The sequence below is a fragment of the Klebsiella sp. BIGb0149 genome (assembly GCF_004362605.1).
Taxonomy (GTDB): domain Bacteria; phylum Pseudomonadota; class Gammaproteobacteria; order Enterobacterales; family Enterobacteriaceae; genus Klebsiella; species Klebsiella terrigena.
This window is the reverse complement of the sequence record NZ_SNYG01000008.1, coordinates 1-14,581: the sequence shown is the minus strand read 5'-3', so window position 1 is coordinate 14,581 and position 14,581 is coordinate 1. Positions and strand designations below refer to the sequence as shown.

General features: G+C 57.1%; 10 protein-coding genes. 5 read left to right on the top strand and 5 right to left on the bottom strand.

Translation table 11 applies throughout. From position 1 onward, the window contains the following. Positions 1–31: 31 nt before the first annotated feature. From EDF75_RS22995 to yjeJ, 3 genes are read left to right on the top strand one after another with little or no spacing between them, the layout of a single operon-like run. Entirely contained in the window at positions 32–1,315 is a 1,284-nt protein-coding gene (locus EDF75_RS22995) for an HlyD family secretion protein (protein WP_133600996.1), read from the top strand. Beyond that, a complete protein-coding gene (locus EDF75_RS22990; RefSeq protein ID WP_133600995.1) occupies positions 1,308–3,449 on the top strand; it encodes a peptidase domain-containing ABC transporter in 2,142 nt (713 codons plus the stop codon). Before EDF75_RS22995 ends, EDF75_RS22990 begins: the two co-directional genes overlap by 8 nt. Beyond that, positions 3,449–4,297 carry a YjeJ family protein gene (gene yjeJ, locus EDF75_RS22985; RefSeq protein WP_133600994.1) on the top strand — a complete coding sequence of 283 codons (849 nt, stop codon included), beginning with the start codon at positions 3,449–3,451 and terminating at the stop codon, positions 4,295–4,297. Before EDF75_RS22990 ends, yjeJ begins: the two co-directional genes overlap by 1 nt. Positions 4,298–4,362: 65 nt before the next feature. Here yjeJ and EDF75_RS22980 read toward each other — a convergent pair whose 3' ends face one another. Genes EDF75_RS22980 through EDF75_RS22965 form a run of 4 tightly spaced genes read right to left on the bottom strand, consistent with a single transcriptional unit; the run spans position 4,363 to position 10,589 of the window. Then, the gene (locus EDF75_RS22980; protein ID WP_133600993.1) at positions 4,363–7,515 is read right to left on the bottom strand and encodes a CusA/CzcA family heavy metal efflux RND transporter; all 3,153 of its coding nucleotides are present in this window, start codon (positions 7,513–7,515) and stop codon (positions 4,363–4,365) included. An 11-nt stretch (positions 7,516–7,526) separates the two neighbouring features. Further along, complete coding sequence (locus tag EDF75_RS22975; RefSeq protein WP_133600992.1) at positions 7,527–8,810, bottom strand: efflux RND transporter periplasmic adaptor subunit; 1,284 nt, start codon at positions 8,808–8,810, stop codon at positions 7,527–7,529. A gap of 25 nt (positions 8,811–8,835) precedes the next feature. Beyond that, positions 8,836–9,174, bottom strand: coding sequence for a cation efflux system protein CusF (gene cusF / locus EDF75_RS22970; protein WP_133600991.1), 339 nt, complete (start codon positions 9,172–9,174; stop codon positions 8,836–8,838). Between the two features lie 29 nt (positions 9,175–9,203). After that, positions 9,204–10,589, bottom strand: a complete 1,386-nt coding sequence (locus EDF75_RS22965) for a Cu(I)/Ag(I) efflux RND transporter outer membrane protein (protein ID WP_133600990.1) — start codon at positions 10,587–10,589, stop codon at positions 9,204–9,206. A gap of 171 nt (positions 10,590–10,760) precedes the next feature. Between EDF75_RS22965 and EDF75_RS22960 the strand changes: the two genes are divergently transcribed. Together EDF75_RS22960 and EDF75_RS22955 are read left to right on the top strand one after the other, a co-directional pair. Next, a complete protein-coding gene (locus EDF75_RS22960) occupies positions 10,761–11,444 on the top strand; it encodes a copper/silver response regulator transcription factor (RefSeq protein WP_045853224.1) in 684 nt (227 codons plus the stop codon). Continuing rightward, positions 11,434–12,882, top strand: coding sequence for a Cu(+)/Ag(+) sensor histidine kinase (locus EDF75_RS22955; RefSeq protein WP_133600989.1), 1,449 nt, complete (start codon positions 11,434–11,436; stop codon positions 12,880–12,882). Before EDF75_RS22960 ends, EDF75_RS22955 begins: the two co-directional genes overlap by 11 nt. Positions 12,883–12,944: 62 nt before the next feature. Here the strand turns inward: EDF75_RS22955 and EDF75_RS22950 are convergent, their stop codons facing one another. After that, complete coding sequence (locus EDF75_RS22950; protein ID WP_133600988.1) at positions 12,945–14,066, bottom strand: ribosomal protein uL16 3-hydroxylase; 1,122 nt, start codon at positions 14,064–14,066, stop codon at positions 12,945–12,947. Positions 14,067–14,581: the final 515 nt, after the last annotated feature.

Sequence of the window (14,581 nt, the reverse complement as noted above, 5' to 3'; positions counted from 1 at the left end):
GTCGGGCCTTTTTATATCAGGTCAGGTACTCATGGGTAAAAGATTGTTCAGACAGGAAGCGATAGAACATCAGCGAAGCTACTGGAAAGGACGCGTGATTCTGTTCGGCGGCGTTTCTCCGCTGATCGTTTCCGCATGCTGTCTTGCTTTTTTAGCTGTCATTATTGCCATGCTTTGTTTTTTCAAATATACCAAAAGAATTGATGTCGTCGGCGAGGTTATTACTCTGCCGCATCCTCTTAATATCTCCTCACCGCAGCTTGGCTCGATCTCGAAACAGTATGTTCAGGTGGGTGACGTTGTTAAGAAAGGCGCCGTGTTATTTGAGCTTGATGTATCCAAAAACACCGACGTCGGCAACGTCAGTGATACAAATGTTTCAATGGTGAAAGCCAAGATTGTCAATGCTGAAGATATCATCAAAAAACTAAAAGCTAACAAAGATGATTTTATTGGCACCACGCGTCGCCAGATTCAGCGCTACGAGCGCTCCCTCGATGAAACCGAGAAAATGCTGACGACGGCTAAAAAAGGTCTTTTACATATTGAGACGTCGCTCCAGAGCTATAGTAGCTACCTGCAGCGAGGGCTGATCAATAAAGATCAGTACAATAATCAGCACTCTCTTTTCGTCCAGCAGCAAAATGCGTTTCAATCATTATCATCGCAGAAAATGCAGATAGAGCTGCAGCTCACCCAGACCCGGAGTGATTTAACGGTAAAGACCGCTGAGCTTGATAATCAGATTACTTCACAATATAGCCAGCTGAGAGATCTGCAAACCCAGCTGATTGAAAACAGCGCGAGCGGAAGAATTTTAGTGAAGTCTACGATTGACGGCCGGGTGGAGTCGATAGCCGTTACCCGGGGTCAAATGATAGAGGCCGGCAGCAGCCTGGCTCAGGTTAAGCAGCTTACCGGTATTAACTATTATTTACTGCTGTGGCTACCCGATAACAGTTTACCTTATGTCAAAATCGGCGATACCGTAAATATCCGCTACGACGCCTTTCCTTCAGACAAGTTTGGTCAATTTTCTGGCAAGGTGATGTCAATCTCATCAATGCCGGTTACCCGCCGGGAATTATCTGACTATGGCAATAGCCAGGCTAACAGCAATACGTCGCCGACGCTCTACAAAGCTATTATCAACGTTAAAGAAAAAGAGTTTATTTATAAGAACAGAACGCTTGTGCTATCGAACGGCCTTAAGGCGAAGAGCATTGTGTTTACCGAGGAAAGGCCGCTGTATCAGTGGCTGTTCTCACCAGTATATAAAGTAGTACAGAGCCTGAAGGGACCCAACGATGAATAAAGACGTGCTTGATTTAATTTTTAGAAGGATTAACTTTTCAATCAGGAACAAAGTCCCGGTTATTATACAGTCCGAATCAACGGAGTGCGGCAATGCCTGCTTAGCAATGATTTGTGGGTTCTACGGCAAAGATATCGATCTGTTCAACTTTCGCAATATCTACGGCTCCTCATCCCACGGGACGACGTTAAATGCCCTGGCGACGGTTGCGCAGAAGGCTGGCCTGAAAACGCGGGCGCTATCCCTGGATATTGAAGAGATCGGCGAGCTCCGCCTGCCCTGCGTACTGCACTGGTCATTAAATCACTTTGTCGTGCTGGTTGCGGTAAAAGGTAAGCGTTTTGTTATTAACGATCCGGCGCTTGGCCGACGCGTGGTTCATCGTAAGGAATTATCAGAAAACTTCAGCGGCATCGCGCTTGAGGCATGGCCGGATAGCGGCTTCGTTCAGGAAAAGCAGCGCTCGCGGCTGAAGCTGCGGGAGTTAATGCACAACATTGTTGGCCTGAAGTCAGCGCTGACGAAAATATTGATGCTGTCGGTAGTCATTGAAACGGTGAATTTGCTGCTGCCTATGGGCACGCAGGTTGTTACTGACCATGTTATTACCGCACATGATGAAAACCTGCTGCTGGTCATCTGCGTCGGGCTAATGTTTTTTACGATTTTTAAAACCTGGGTCAGTATGCTTCGCGCGTGGGTTTCGCTAAAGCTGAATACGCTGACCGACGTGCAGTGGAAAACGAGCTTTTTCGATCATCTGATCGGCCTGCCGCTCGCGTTCTTTGAGAAGCGCCAGCTGGGGGACATACAGTCGCGATTTGCTTCTCTCGATACCATCCGCTCGACCTTTACCAACAGCATCGTCAGCGGAATTATTGACTCCATCATGACCATCGGCCTGCTTGTTATGCTGAGCCTGTACGGCGGCTGGCTGGTGTGGGTCGTGTTGGGGTTCACCCTGTGCTACGCCGCGATGCGCGCGATCACCTATAAATTTTATCGCGCCATCAATGAAGAGCTGATCGTCAAACGCGCGCGCTCGGGCTCGCATTTCATGGAAACGCTGTACGGCATCGCGACGATAAAATCGCTTAACCTGAAAAGCAGGCGTTCCCAGCACTGGCTGAATACCAATATCGATGTCAGCAACGCCGGTCTGAAGCAAACGCGTTTCGATATGCTGTTCGGTGGGATTAATACCTTCATTAACTCGGCCGATCAGGTTGTCATTTTATGGCTGGGCGCGCAGATGGTTATGGATAACACGATGACCATCGGTATGTATATGGCGTTTAACGCCTATCGCGGCCAGTTTGCCCAGCGCGCCGCGTCGCTTATCGATCTTACGATGCAGCTGAAAATGCTGTCGCTACACAACGAGCGTATATCTGAAATTGTCTACAGCGAACCGGAGGCCGAGTCGCCGGTAAGAAAGATTTTTGCCGATGATGTCGGCGTGTCTTTAGACGTGCAGAATTTGGCCTATCAGTACGACCTGCTGTCAAAACCCGTGTTTTCTAACGTCAATATTAGCGTGGCCGCTGGAGAGTCCGTCGCGCTGATCGGCGCGTCAGGCATCGGTAAGACAACGTTACTCAAAGTCATGTCTGGCCTGCTGACGCCGGAGCGCGGGGATATCTTTATCGGCGGTTTTGATATTAACAAAATCGGCATTAATAACTTCCGCAACAATATCGCCTGCGTATTACAGGAGGACCGCCTGTTTTCCGGGTCTATTGCCGATAATATTTCGGGCTTTGATGAGGAGATGGATCGGGCGCTGCTCGTTGACTGCGCCATGAGATGCAATATCCATGAAGAGATCCTGCGCATGCCGATGGGCTATGAAACGATTATCGGCGAGCTTGGCGCCGGGATCTCCGGCGGTCAAAAGCAGCGCTTGCTCATTGCGCGGGCGCTCTACCAAAAGCCGAAAATTCTATTTATGGATGAAGCGACCAGCCATCTCGATATTAATAATGAAAAGATGGTCAACGCGGCGATTGAATCTTTAAACATCACCCGAATTATTATTGCCCACCGTCCTTCAACCATCGCCAGCGCCGATCGGATTATTGATTTAGCGAAACTGACCTCGTTGCCACAGCAGCTTACTACGGAGACTATTTGATGAACATCTTAACGGGTATTAATACCGGAATAATTAAATCCCCTAACGCCGTGCTGGCGTTAGTCCTGAAGATGCAAAGCGTCCTGAGTGCGGAAACGCTGATGTACCTTCCGCCCGATCGGGTGCAGGACCTGGTATTTGCCGTTTTCAGCGGCTACCGCAGGCTACAAATGCTGTTTCGCGAGGACCCCGAGAGCATCAGAGCCCGCACCATCGCCGATACCGAGCGGTTAAACAGCCGTACGCTAGCCGTCACCCTTGATGAGATACAGAACCCTAACGTCGCGCTGCGGGTGACCGATTTTGTGATGAAATATCATCAGGAGAAGATCACATTTCTGTTCTTTTTGCAAAATGAGGAGGTGATATCCGTCGATCTGACGGTTACGCAGATGGAGTTTCTGCTCAACCTTTTGCTGGCAACGATACACAAGAGCGAGGACGCGGCGTTTATTTCTCTGGCCCTGCAGGCAAACGATTTTATTCCGTTCTATACCGTCAATTTTGCCAATATCGACAGCAGCGGGATTAACTACAATAAATTTAACGTGCCGGCGTGGAAACTCTCCGCCTTCAGCGATTTTTATTCACTGGTTATGATCGGCGACGACGGCGATATTCCGTGCGGGGCCATCATTAAAGCACTGCCGGGGCTTGAAGCGAGCCGGATTAAGGCGATCGGCGAATTATTACTACATCATAACCCGCTGCTGGCTCCCTACCGGCAGCGAGCGCTGACCTTTGAGTATCAAAAGCTCGATCCCCAGGTGAGAGAAGAGGAGATGGAGAAGCTGCTGCGGGCGCATATTCAGCATCGAGCCACGAAGATGTCGCCATCAACGTGCTAGCTCCTCCTGGCAGAGTGCGCGAGGGCGAGCGGGGCGGATAGCGATCCGGCCCGCTCGCCGCTCGGTTATGCCCGCTGCGCCGGGCGCCGGTGCCGGTACAGCCACATCAGCTTATAGGCCGCCGGAATGATAAACAGCGACAGCAGCGGGGCGGTGATCATCCCGCCAATCATCGGCGCGGCGATGCGGCTCATCACCTCCGAACCGGCGCCGGTACCCCATAAAATCGGCAGCAGGCCGGCGATAATGACCGCCACGGTCATCGCCTTTGGCCGCACGCGCAGCACCGCGCCGCGGTACAGCGCCTCGTCAAGTTTATCAGCGCTGAAGGTTTCCACGTTCTCCAGCGACGGCTCCGCTTCAATGGCGTGGCGCAGGTACATCAGCATTACCACGCCAAACTCCGCCGCTACCCCGGCGAGGGCGATAAAGCCGGTGCCGGTCGCCACCGACAGATGGAATCCCATCCAGTAGAGGAACCAGATGCCGCCGACCAGCGCGAACGGCACGCTGGCGACGATCAGCAGCGCTTCGCCAAAGCGACGGAACGCCAGGTACAGCAGGACGAAAATGATCATCAGCGTCATGGGGACCATCAGCTTCAGCTTCTGGTTGGCGCGTTCGAGCAGCTCAAACTGACCGGAGTAGGAGACGCTGGTCCCCGGCTTCAGCTTCACGCCCTGGGCGATGGCCTGCTGCAGATCGTGAACCACCGAAACCATGTCGCGATCCCGGGCGTCGATATAGATCCAGCTGGTCGGGCGGGCGTTTTCGGTTTTCAGCATCGACGGACCGGTCACCACCTTCACCTCCGCCACGTCGCCGAGGACTATCTGCTGCTTCAGCGGAGTGAGGATCGGCAGCTGGCGCAGGGCCTGCGGGCTATCGCGATAGCTCTGCGGGTAGCGGATGTTGATTGGGTAGCGTTCGACGCCTTCTACCGTTTCGCCCACCATCGCGCCGCCGATGGCCGAGGAGACGAACAGCTGCACGTCGCCGACGCTCATGCCGTAGCGGGCGGCCTGCTCGCGGTTGATATTAATGTTGAGATAGCGTCCGCCGACCAGCCGCTCCGCCAGCGCCGAGGTGACGCCCGGCACGGTGCGCGCCACCGCTTCAATCTGCTCGGCGCTCTCGTCGATATCGGCGAGGTTAGTGCCGGAGACCTTAATGCCGATCGGGCTCTTGATCCCGGTGGAGAGCATATCGATCCGGTTGCGGATCGGCGGCACCCACAGGTTGGCGAGTCCCGGCAGGCGTACGGCTTTATCCAGCTCCTCGACGATCCTTTCCATGGTCATCCCCGGGCGCCACTGATTCTGCGGCTTGAGCTGAATGGTGGTCTCGACCATCTCCAGCGGCGCGGAATCGGTGGCGGTCTCGGCCTTACCGGTTTTGCCGAACACGCGGGCCACTTCCGGCACCGTCATGATCAGCTTATCGGTCTTCTGCAGCATATCCGCCGCCTGCGAGGCGGAAATTCCCGGCAGGGTTGACGGCATATACAGCAGATCGCCTTCGTTGATCTGCGGCAGGAACTCGCCGCCCACCCGGCTGAGCGGCCAGATGACCGTCAGGATCGTTAGCGCCGCGACCAGCAGGGTCGCCTTCGGCCAGCGCAGCACCTTCAGCAGCAGGGGGTGATAAAGGCGGATCAGGAAACGGTTGAGCGGGTTGCTGCTCTCCGCCGGGATCCTGCCGCGGATCCACAACCCCATCAGGATCGGGATCGCCACGATCGCCAGCAGCGCCGCCCCGGCCATCGACCAGGTTTTGGTAAACGCCAGCGGGCCGAACAGCTTACCTTCCTGCCCTTCGAGGGTGAAAATCGGGATAAACGACAGGGTGATAATCAGCAGGCTGATAAACAGCGCCGGGCCGACCTCCACCGAGGCGTCGGTGATGATTTTCCAGCGCGTGTCGTTATCGGGCCGCTCTCCGGGATGCAGGTGATCCCACTCTTCCAGCCGCTTGTGGGCGTTTTCTATCATCACGATGGCGGCATCGACCATCGCCCCCACCGCAATCGCAATGCCGCCCAGCGACATGATGTTGGCGTTCAGCCCCTGGAAATGCATCATGATAAAGGCGAAGCACAGGCCGAGCGGGAGAGAGATAATGGCGACCAGCGCCGAGCGTATGTGCCACAGGAACAGGGCGCAGACCAGCGCGACGACGATAAACTCCTCCAGCAGCTTCATGCTGAGGTTGTCGATGGCCCGGTCGATCAGCTGGCTGCGGTCATAGGTGGTGACCACCTCAACCCCTTCCGGCAGGCTGCCCTGCAGGGACGCCAGTTTGGCCCTTACGGCCGAAATCACTTCGCGGGCGTTCTTGCCGGAGCGCAGGATCACCACGCCGCCGGCCACTTCGCCTTCGCCGTTCAGTTCGGCAATGCCGCGGCGCATCTCCGGGCCAATTTGTACCCTGGCGACGTCGCGCAGATAGACCGGCACGCCGTTGTCGCCGGTTGTCAGCACGATGTGGTTAAAATCGTCGAGGCTTTGCAGATAGCCGCTGGCGCGCACCATATACTCGGCTTCAGCCAGCTCGACGGAAGAGCCGCCGGCCTCCTGGTTGGAGGTCTCCAGCGCCGATTTCACCGCCGCCAGGGTAATGCCGTACTGGGTCAGCTTCAGCGGGTCGACCACAACCTGATACTCTTTGACCACGCCGCCCACCGAGGCCACTTCCGAAACGTCCGGAATCGTTTTTAGCTCATATTTTAAAAACCAGTCCTGCAGCGAGCGCAGCTCCGCGAGGTCGTGCCTGCCGCTGCGGTCGACCAGCGCGTACTCGTAGATCCAGCCGACGCCGGTGGCATCCGGGCCCATCTCGGCGCTGACGCCGGCCGGAAGCTTGCCCTGCACCTGGTTGAGGTACTCCAGCACCCGCGAGCGCGCCCAGTAGGGATCGGTGCCGTCGGCAAAAATCACGTAGACGTAGGAGGCGCCGAACTGCGAGAAGCCGCGTACCGTTTTGGCGCCCGGCACCGAGAGCATGGTGGTGGTCAGCGGCCAGGTGACCTGGTTTTCGACGATTTGCGGCGCCTGGCCGGGGTAGCTGGTCTTGACGATCACCTGCACGTCAGAGAGATCCGGCAGGGCGTCCACCGGCGTATGGACGATGGTCCACGTCCCCCAGATGCTGAGGAACAGCGCCCCCATCATCACCAGAAAGCGGTTGGCCACCGAGCGACGGATAATCCATTCAATCATTTGTCATCTCCTCAGTGCGCATGCGCCGCGCTATTCGGCACGTTCGGCGTCGCGGCGGCCGGCCTGGCGCGCATCCGATCCAGCGCGCCGGAGATATTGGCCTCGGAATCAATCAGGAACAGACCGCTGGCGACCACCTTCTCTCCTTCATGAATGCCGGAGCGGATCGCCGTCATATCGCCGGACTGCTGGAAGACCGCGACCCGTTTCGGCACGAAGCGGCCGTCGTCGCCCACGGTGATAACCCGCTGCTCCGCGCCGCTGTCGATCAGCGCTTTCGACGGGATCAGCAGCATCGGCTGACTCTGCGCGTTCAGCTTCAGCCAGGCGGTCATTCCCGGCTTCAGCGCCTCGTCCGGATTATCGACCTGCAGACGCAGCTGCAGCGTGCGGGTAGCCGCATCCACGCCGGGCAGCATGCTCCATTTGCTGATGGTGAAGACTTTGTCCGGCCATGCCGGAACGGAAAGGGCAAACTGCGAGGCGTCTTTAATCAGCCAGGCGATGGATTCCGGCACCGAGGCGCTAATCCACACCGGGTCCATGCCCTGAATTTTGGCCACCACGTTATCTTTGGCGATGTTCATGCCGGTGCGAAGATCAAAGGCGGTAATCACGCCGTCAATCGGCGCTTTAAGTGTGAAGCGGGTCTGAATTTTGCGCGTCGCCTTCAGGCGGCGGATATCCTCATCCGGCATTCCGGCGAGGCGCAGCCGCTCGAGGATCCCTTCCACCTGGGTGGCAGTGCCGCCGGTTTCCTGCAGCAGCAGATATTCGCTCTGCGCCTCGACCCAGTCGGGGATGGTCAGGTCGATAAGCGGGGTGCCTTTCTTTATTTTATCCCCGACGGTCAGCGGGTAGACCCTATCGATAAAGCCCGCCGAGCGCGCCTGAACGATGACAAACTGGTATTCGTTATAGCTGACGTTGGCCGGGAAGGTCCGGGCGTAGCTGAGCGGGCCGCGGACGACGGCGGCGGTTTTGACGCCCAGATTCTGGGTTTGCGTCGGGTCGATGCGTACGCCCGGCGCGGCTGAGGGCGGCGCCTCTTCATCGGCGTATTTGGCTACCAGGTCCATATCCATAAACGGCGATTTCCCCGGCTTATCAAACCGCGTATTGGGGTACATCGGGTCATACCAGAACAGGACTTTACGCGCCTGTCCGGCGGCAGGCTCCGCATCGCCCGCAGGGTGAGCGGGCGAAAGCCCGATATAGAGGCCCGCTGCAATAACGCCGCCAAGACACATACTGCTGATAATGAGCGCAGCGGTTTTAAGTTTTAGAGAGACCATCGTAATGCGCTCCGTGAACACCTTATTAGTTAACGTGGATATCCTGTAATAAGGAGAGATTGCCCTGCTGAATAAAGGTGAAGGCGACCTTATCGCCGGGCTTAACCGCGTTAAGCTGGGTTTGCGGAGTGATGGTGAAGCGCATGGTCATCGGCGGCCAGTTCACCGCCGGGATGGCGTCATGGTCGATGGTGACTTTTTTACCCTCCATATCAATGATTTTGACTTCGCCGGTGGCGCTGATGGCCTGCGCCTGCCCGGCGGCGGGCATCATTTCGCCATGCTGATGTCCGGCAGCCTGGGCGCCGGAGATCGCTGCAGACAGAAGAAGGCCCAAAATGACCGTTTTTGCGACATGATTCATGATTAACGCTCCTGATATTCAATAATGGTTTATTCCAGCCAGCCGCCGCCGAGGGCGGTAAAGAGCTGAATTTCGTTCACCTGGCGGGCGTAGTTGAGATCCAGCAGGGTTTGCTGCGTGGCGAACAGCGAACGTTCGGCGTCCAGCACTTCGATATAGCTGACCGCGCCGTGCTGATAGAGCGTGCCGGCGCGCTGGCGGGTGATTTGCAGGGAGGTGAGATAGCGCTGCTGGGCGCTGATTTGATCCGCCAGGCTCTGGCGCAGGGCCAGGGCGTCGGCCACCTCTTTAAAGGCGTTCTGGATTTTCTGTTCGTAATTCACCACCGACTGCTGCTGGCGGATTTCGGCGACGTCGAGATTGGCCTGATTACGCCCGGCGTTGAATATCGGCAGCTCGATTTTAGGGATGAAGTTCCACATCCCGCTGGCCGGATTAAACAGGCTGGAGAGGTCGGCGCTGCTGCCGGAAAGCGAGCTGGTTAGCGTAATCGACGGGAAGAAGGCCGCCCGCGCGGCGCCGATATTGGCGTTCGCCGCCCGCAGCCCGTGCTCGGCCTCTAAAATATCGGGGCGCTGGAGCAGGATCTGCGAGGAGAGGGCGGGCGGCAGCCTGACGCTGTGAATATCCCCCGCGGCGTCGGCCGTGTCGTCCGGCAGGCGCTGATAGCTGCCCAGCAGCAGCTGCAGGGCGTTGTTGGCCTGCGCCAGCTCGCCTTCCCGCCTGGCGATGTCGGCGCGGGTGCTTTCAATCACCCCGCGCGCCTGCTCCAGCGCCAGCACGCTACTGCTGCCGGTCAGCAGCTGTTTCTCTACAAAAGCGTAGGACTGGCGGTAGTTTTGTAACGTCTCGCGCGCCACGGAGAGCTGCGCTGCGGCCAGCCGCTGGTTGAAGTAGCTCTGCGAAACGTTTGAAATTAATAAGATGTGCACCGCGCGCTGGGCTTCTACGCTGGCGAAAAAGGTCTGTCGCTGCGCCTCGCTCATGTTTTTCAGGCGGCCGAAGAAGTCGAGATCGAAGCTGAGGTTCAGTCCGGCCTGATAGTCGCTGCTGGTGGTGGTATCGCCTTTAAGCTTTCCGCCGTAGGTGGTGCTGGCGGAGGCGTCGAGCTGCGGATAGCGGTCGGCATCGGTCACGGCGTACTGCGCCCGCGCTTCCTGCACTTTCAGGGTCGCCATGCGCAGGTCCCGGTTATTGACAAGCGCGGTGGCAATCAGCGATTTAACCTGCGGATCGGCGAAAAAGGCGCGCCAGCCGGCGTCCTGATAGCCCGCAGGCGGCGTCACCAGCTGGTTCTGGCTGAGAGAGAACTGCTGCGGCACCGGCGAGGGCGGCTGGCGGTAGTCCGGGGCTAAGGAGAGACAGCCCGTCAGAATAAAAATAACGCTGAGCGAAATAAGCTTTAACTGGCGCATAGTGGCAGGTTTATCGGCTATCAGGGAATGCCCTGTACTTTACGCAACGGCGTCTGTTTGACGCGTGACGGGAAAATGACAAAGCTGTCATTTTCCTGAGAATTCATTGCTATCCGGTTGGGCTCCTCTAAAATTGGAAACCCGCACCACAGTCGCGTGAAGGAGCAGGTGATGAAGATTTTGATCGTCGAAGATGAGATGAAAACCGGCGAGTACCTGACGAAAGGGCTGACGGAAGCCGGTTTTGTTGTCGATCTGGCGGATAACGGTCTGAACGGCTATCACCTGGCGATGACCAGCGATTATGACCTGCTGATCCTCGACATCATGCTGCCGGACGTGAACGGCTGGGATATCGTCAGAATGCTGCGATCCGCCGATAAGGGCATGCCGATCCTGCTGCTGACCGCGCTGGGGACCGTTGAGCATCGGGTGAAGGGGCTGGAGCTCGGGGCCGATGATTATCTGGTGAAGCCCTTTGCCTTCGCCGAGCTGCTGGCGCGCGTAAGGACGCTCCTGCGCCGCGGGGCGGCGACGATCGTTGAAAGCCAGTTCCAGGTGGCGGATTTAACGCTCGACCTGGTCAGCCGCAGGGTGACCCGCGCGGGCGCGCGCATCACGCTGACCAGCAAAGAGTTTACGCTGCTGGAGTTCTTTATCCGCCATCAGGGGGAAGTGCTGCCCCGTTCGCTAATCGCCTCCCAGGTTTGGGACATGAATTTTGACAGCGACACCAACGCCATCGACGTGGCGGTGAAGCGGCTGCGGGGTAAAATCGATAATGATTTTGAACCTAAGCTTATTCAGACCGTGCGCGGCGTCGGCTACGTGCTCGAGGTGCCGGATGGCGATTAAGCTGCTGCGGCGGCCCTTTTCGCTGGCGACGCGGCTGACCTTTTTTATCAGCCTGGCGACGATAGTGGCCTTTTTCGCCTTCACCTGGATAATGATCCACTCGGTAAAGGCGCACTTTGAAGAGCGCGACGCCCACGACCTCAGGCAGCTGGCCACCACCCTTGAGACGGTGCTCAACCACGCCGACTCTCCTCAGGCGCGGCGGCTGGAGATCTTAAAGAACGTGATCGATGGCTACGCCAACGTCTTTATTTGCCTCGATGACGGCAGCGGCCAGACCCTTTTCCAGTCACCGAACGGCCCGGACCTCAGCCATATTATGAGCACGCCGGGCATTGCCGCCAGGCTGCAGGATGGCAACGTTATCTCGTGGGTCGATCCGCATCCGCGGGCGTTGACCCACGATAACCACCAGATGCAGACCCGCTCCTGGCGGCTGATTATGCTGCCGCTTGGACGCGCGGCGGACGGCAGGCCGGCCTACCGCCTGCTGATGGCCCTGTCGATCGATTTTCATCTCCACTATATTAACGAGCTGAAGGCGAGGCTGATCTCGGCGGCGACGATTATCAGCATCCTTATCTTCTTTATTGTGCTGTTCGTGGTCTATCACGGACATAAGCCGATTCGCCGGGTCAGCCGACAGATTCAAAACATTACCTCCCGCGACCTCGACGTGCGCTTAAACCCGCAGTCGGTGCCGATTGAGCTGGAGCGGCTGGTGCTGTCGTTTAACCATATGCTGGAACGTATCGAGGATGTGTTTACCCGTCAGTCCAACTTTTCCGCGGATATTGCCCATGAGATCCGCACGCCGATAACCAACCTGGTGACCCAGACGGAGATCGCGCTCAGTCAGACCCGCAGTCAGAAAGAGCTGGAGGATGTGCTGTACTCCAATCTGGAAGAGTTCTCGCGGATGTCGCGGATGGTCAGCGATATGCTGTTTCTGGCGCAGGCCGACAACAATCAGCTGATTCCGGAGCTAAAAGCGCTGAATCTGGCCGACGAGGTCAGCAAGGTTTTCGACTTCTTTGAGGCCTGGGCCGAGGAGCGAGAAGTGGCCCTGCACCTTAGCGGCAGCGCCTGCTGGGTGGTTGGCGACCCGCTGATGCTGCGCCGGGCGATGAGTAATTTGCTCTCTAACGCCATTCGCTACACGCCGGGCGGCCGGGCGGTCACCGTTCATCTGACGGAGGCCAATGACCAGGTTCAGCTGATCGTTGAGAATCCGGGAACGCCGATCCCTGCGGAACATCTGTCGCGGCTTTTCGACCGCTTCTACCGCGTCGATCCCTCCCGCCAGCGTAAAGGCGAGGGGAGCGGCATTGGCCTGGCTATCGTTAAATCGATCGTCACAGCGCACCGCGGCAGCGTGGCGGTAGAGTCCGACGCGCGCTCAACCCGCTTTATTCTGACGCTGTCAAAACGGGCGTAATAAAAGCAGGTAATAAAAGCAGGCCATAAAAAGAAGCCTGGCGGTGCCAGGCTTTGGGAGGCTTACTCTTCGAAGTACCAGTAACCCTGGTTGATAAGGCGCGTTAGCTCGGCGATAAAGTCCGGGTTATGCAGCCCCTTGCCCAGCTCATCTTTACTCAGCGAGGTGTAGCGGCACAGCGCATCCAGGGCGTCGGCATCGGTGACTGCCAGCGCTTCGCTGTTCACAAAGAAGCTGTCGCCGATATGCAGGACGCGCAGGCCGCTCAGACGGGCCAGCGTTTCGCCGCCGTTGAGGGCATCAACAACCTCTTCTTCTGCATAAGGCGGCTCGGCCGGCGCGATGTCCAGATCGTGACGCGGGGTGGTGGCAAAGCGGCCAAACCACTGGGTAAAGTCCTCCGGCTGGCTAATCATGTCGATCATCATCCCGCGCAGACGGTCGAGCTCATACTCTTCAACCCGACCGGGATGTTCGCGACAGGTCAGGTCCGGATCGCTGTAGTGCTCGCCGCCGAGATCGTTTTCCAGCGCGTAGTCGGCAAAGCTGCTGATCAGGTCGCGACCGTTCGGCCCGCGGAAGCCAACGGAGTAGTTGAGCGCCGTTTCGTGGGTGATACCGTCGTGCGGGAATCCCGGTGGGATATAAAGGATATCGCCCGGTTCGAGGTCTTCATCAATAATCGGTGGGAAAGGATCGACGTGCAGCAGCGCCGGGTGCGGGCAGAACTGACGCATCGGCAGCTTGTCGCCCACGCGCCAGCGGCGGCTGCCCATGCCCTGAATAATGAAGACATCATACTGGTCGATGTGCGGGCCAACGCCGCCGCCCGGGACCGAGAAGGAGATCATCAGGTCATCAAGGCGCCAGTCAGGCAGCACGCGGAACGGGCGAACCAGCTCGGCGGCAGGCATATGCCAGTGGTTGACCGCCTGCGCCAGCAGCGACCAGCCGGTTTCGCCCAGGCCGTCAAAATGTTCGAACGGCCCGTTGCTGGCCTGCCACTGCTCGTTCACCAGGCTGACCAGCCGGCTGTCGACTTCCGGTTCCATGGCCAGACCCGCCAGCTCGTCCGGGGTGATCGGATCGACGAAGTTCGGGAAAGCATTCTTTAATACTACCGGCCGCTTTTGCCAGTACTTCTCTAAAAACTCAGGCCAGTTAATGTTCAGTTGATAAGCCATAGATTCACACCAGTAAGGAGAAACGGTCCTGATTATAGAAAGGTGTGAACCGAGGGCGCCTTGTCGTGAGTCAAAGCGGCTGCTTAATCCGCCGTTTATGGCTCCTCTACGCCAGCGGCTGCCGTCTGCGTGCGGGACGCCATACATTTTTTTAAAAAAAACTGCCTTGAGACGGAAATAGGCCGCAGGCCGCGCCAGTCCTGGATTTTAGCGGTGTCAGCTATTCGAGAGATGAACAGGAAAGTTCAAATAATGAGCGCTTGATAGGTTTTTTGTATTTTAAGGCTTGCCATACCAAAAGAACTCCCTATAATGCGCTCCCACTGACACGGCAAATGTGAACAACTTCACAGATTAAGCCGGTTAAGGTGAAGAGAAAAATCCTAAATTAAGGGTTGACTCTGAAAGAGGAAAGCGTAATATACGCCACCTCGCAACGGTGAGCGAAAGCCGCGTTGCACTGCTCTTTAACAATTTATCAGACAATCTGTGTGGGCACTCAAAGTGACATGGAT

Excerpts from the sequence above, each read along its gene's own strand:
- EDF75_RS22995 (WP_133600996.1), top strand. The coding sequence starts at position 32 with ATGGGTAAAAGATTGTTCAGACAGGAAGCGATAGAACATCAGCGAAGC.
- EDF75_RS22990 (WP_133600995.1), top strand. The coding sequence starts at position 1,308 with ATGAATAAAGACGTGCTTGATTTAATTTTTAGAAGGATTAACTTTTCA.
- yjeJ (WP_133600994.1), top strand. The coding sequence starts at position 3,449 with ATGAACATCTTAACGGGTATTAATACCGGAATAATTAAATCCCCTAAC.
- EDF75_RS22980 (WP_133600993.1), bottom strand. The coding sequence starts at position 7,515 with ATGATTGAATGGATTATCCGTCGCTCGGTGGCCAACCGCTTTCTGGTG.
- EDF75_RS22975 (WP_133600992.1), bottom strand. The coding sequence starts at position 8,810 with ATGGTCTCTCTAAAACTTAAAACCGCTGCGCTCATTATCAGCAGTATG.
- cusF (WP_133600991.1), bottom strand. The coding sequence starts at position 9,174 with ATGAATCATGTCGCAAAAACGGTCATTTTGGGCCTTCTTCTGTCTGCA.
- EDF75_RS22965 (WP_133600990.1), bottom strand. The coding sequence starts at position 10,589 with ATGCGCCAGTTAAAGCTTATTTCGCTCAGCGTTATTTTTATTCTGACG.
- EDF75_RS22960 (WP_045853224.1), top strand. The coding sequence starts at position 10,761 with ATGAAGATTTTGATCGTCGAAGATGAGATGAAAACCGGCGAGTACCTG.
- EDF75_RS22955 (WP_133600989.1), top strand. The coding sequence starts at position 11,434 with ATGGCGATTAAGCTGCTGCGGCGGCCCTTTTCGCTGGCGACGCGGCTG.
- EDF75_RS22950 (WP_133600988.1), bottom strand. The coding sequence starts at position 14,066 with ATGGCTTATCAACTGAACATTAACTGGCCTGAGTTTTTAGAGAAGTAC.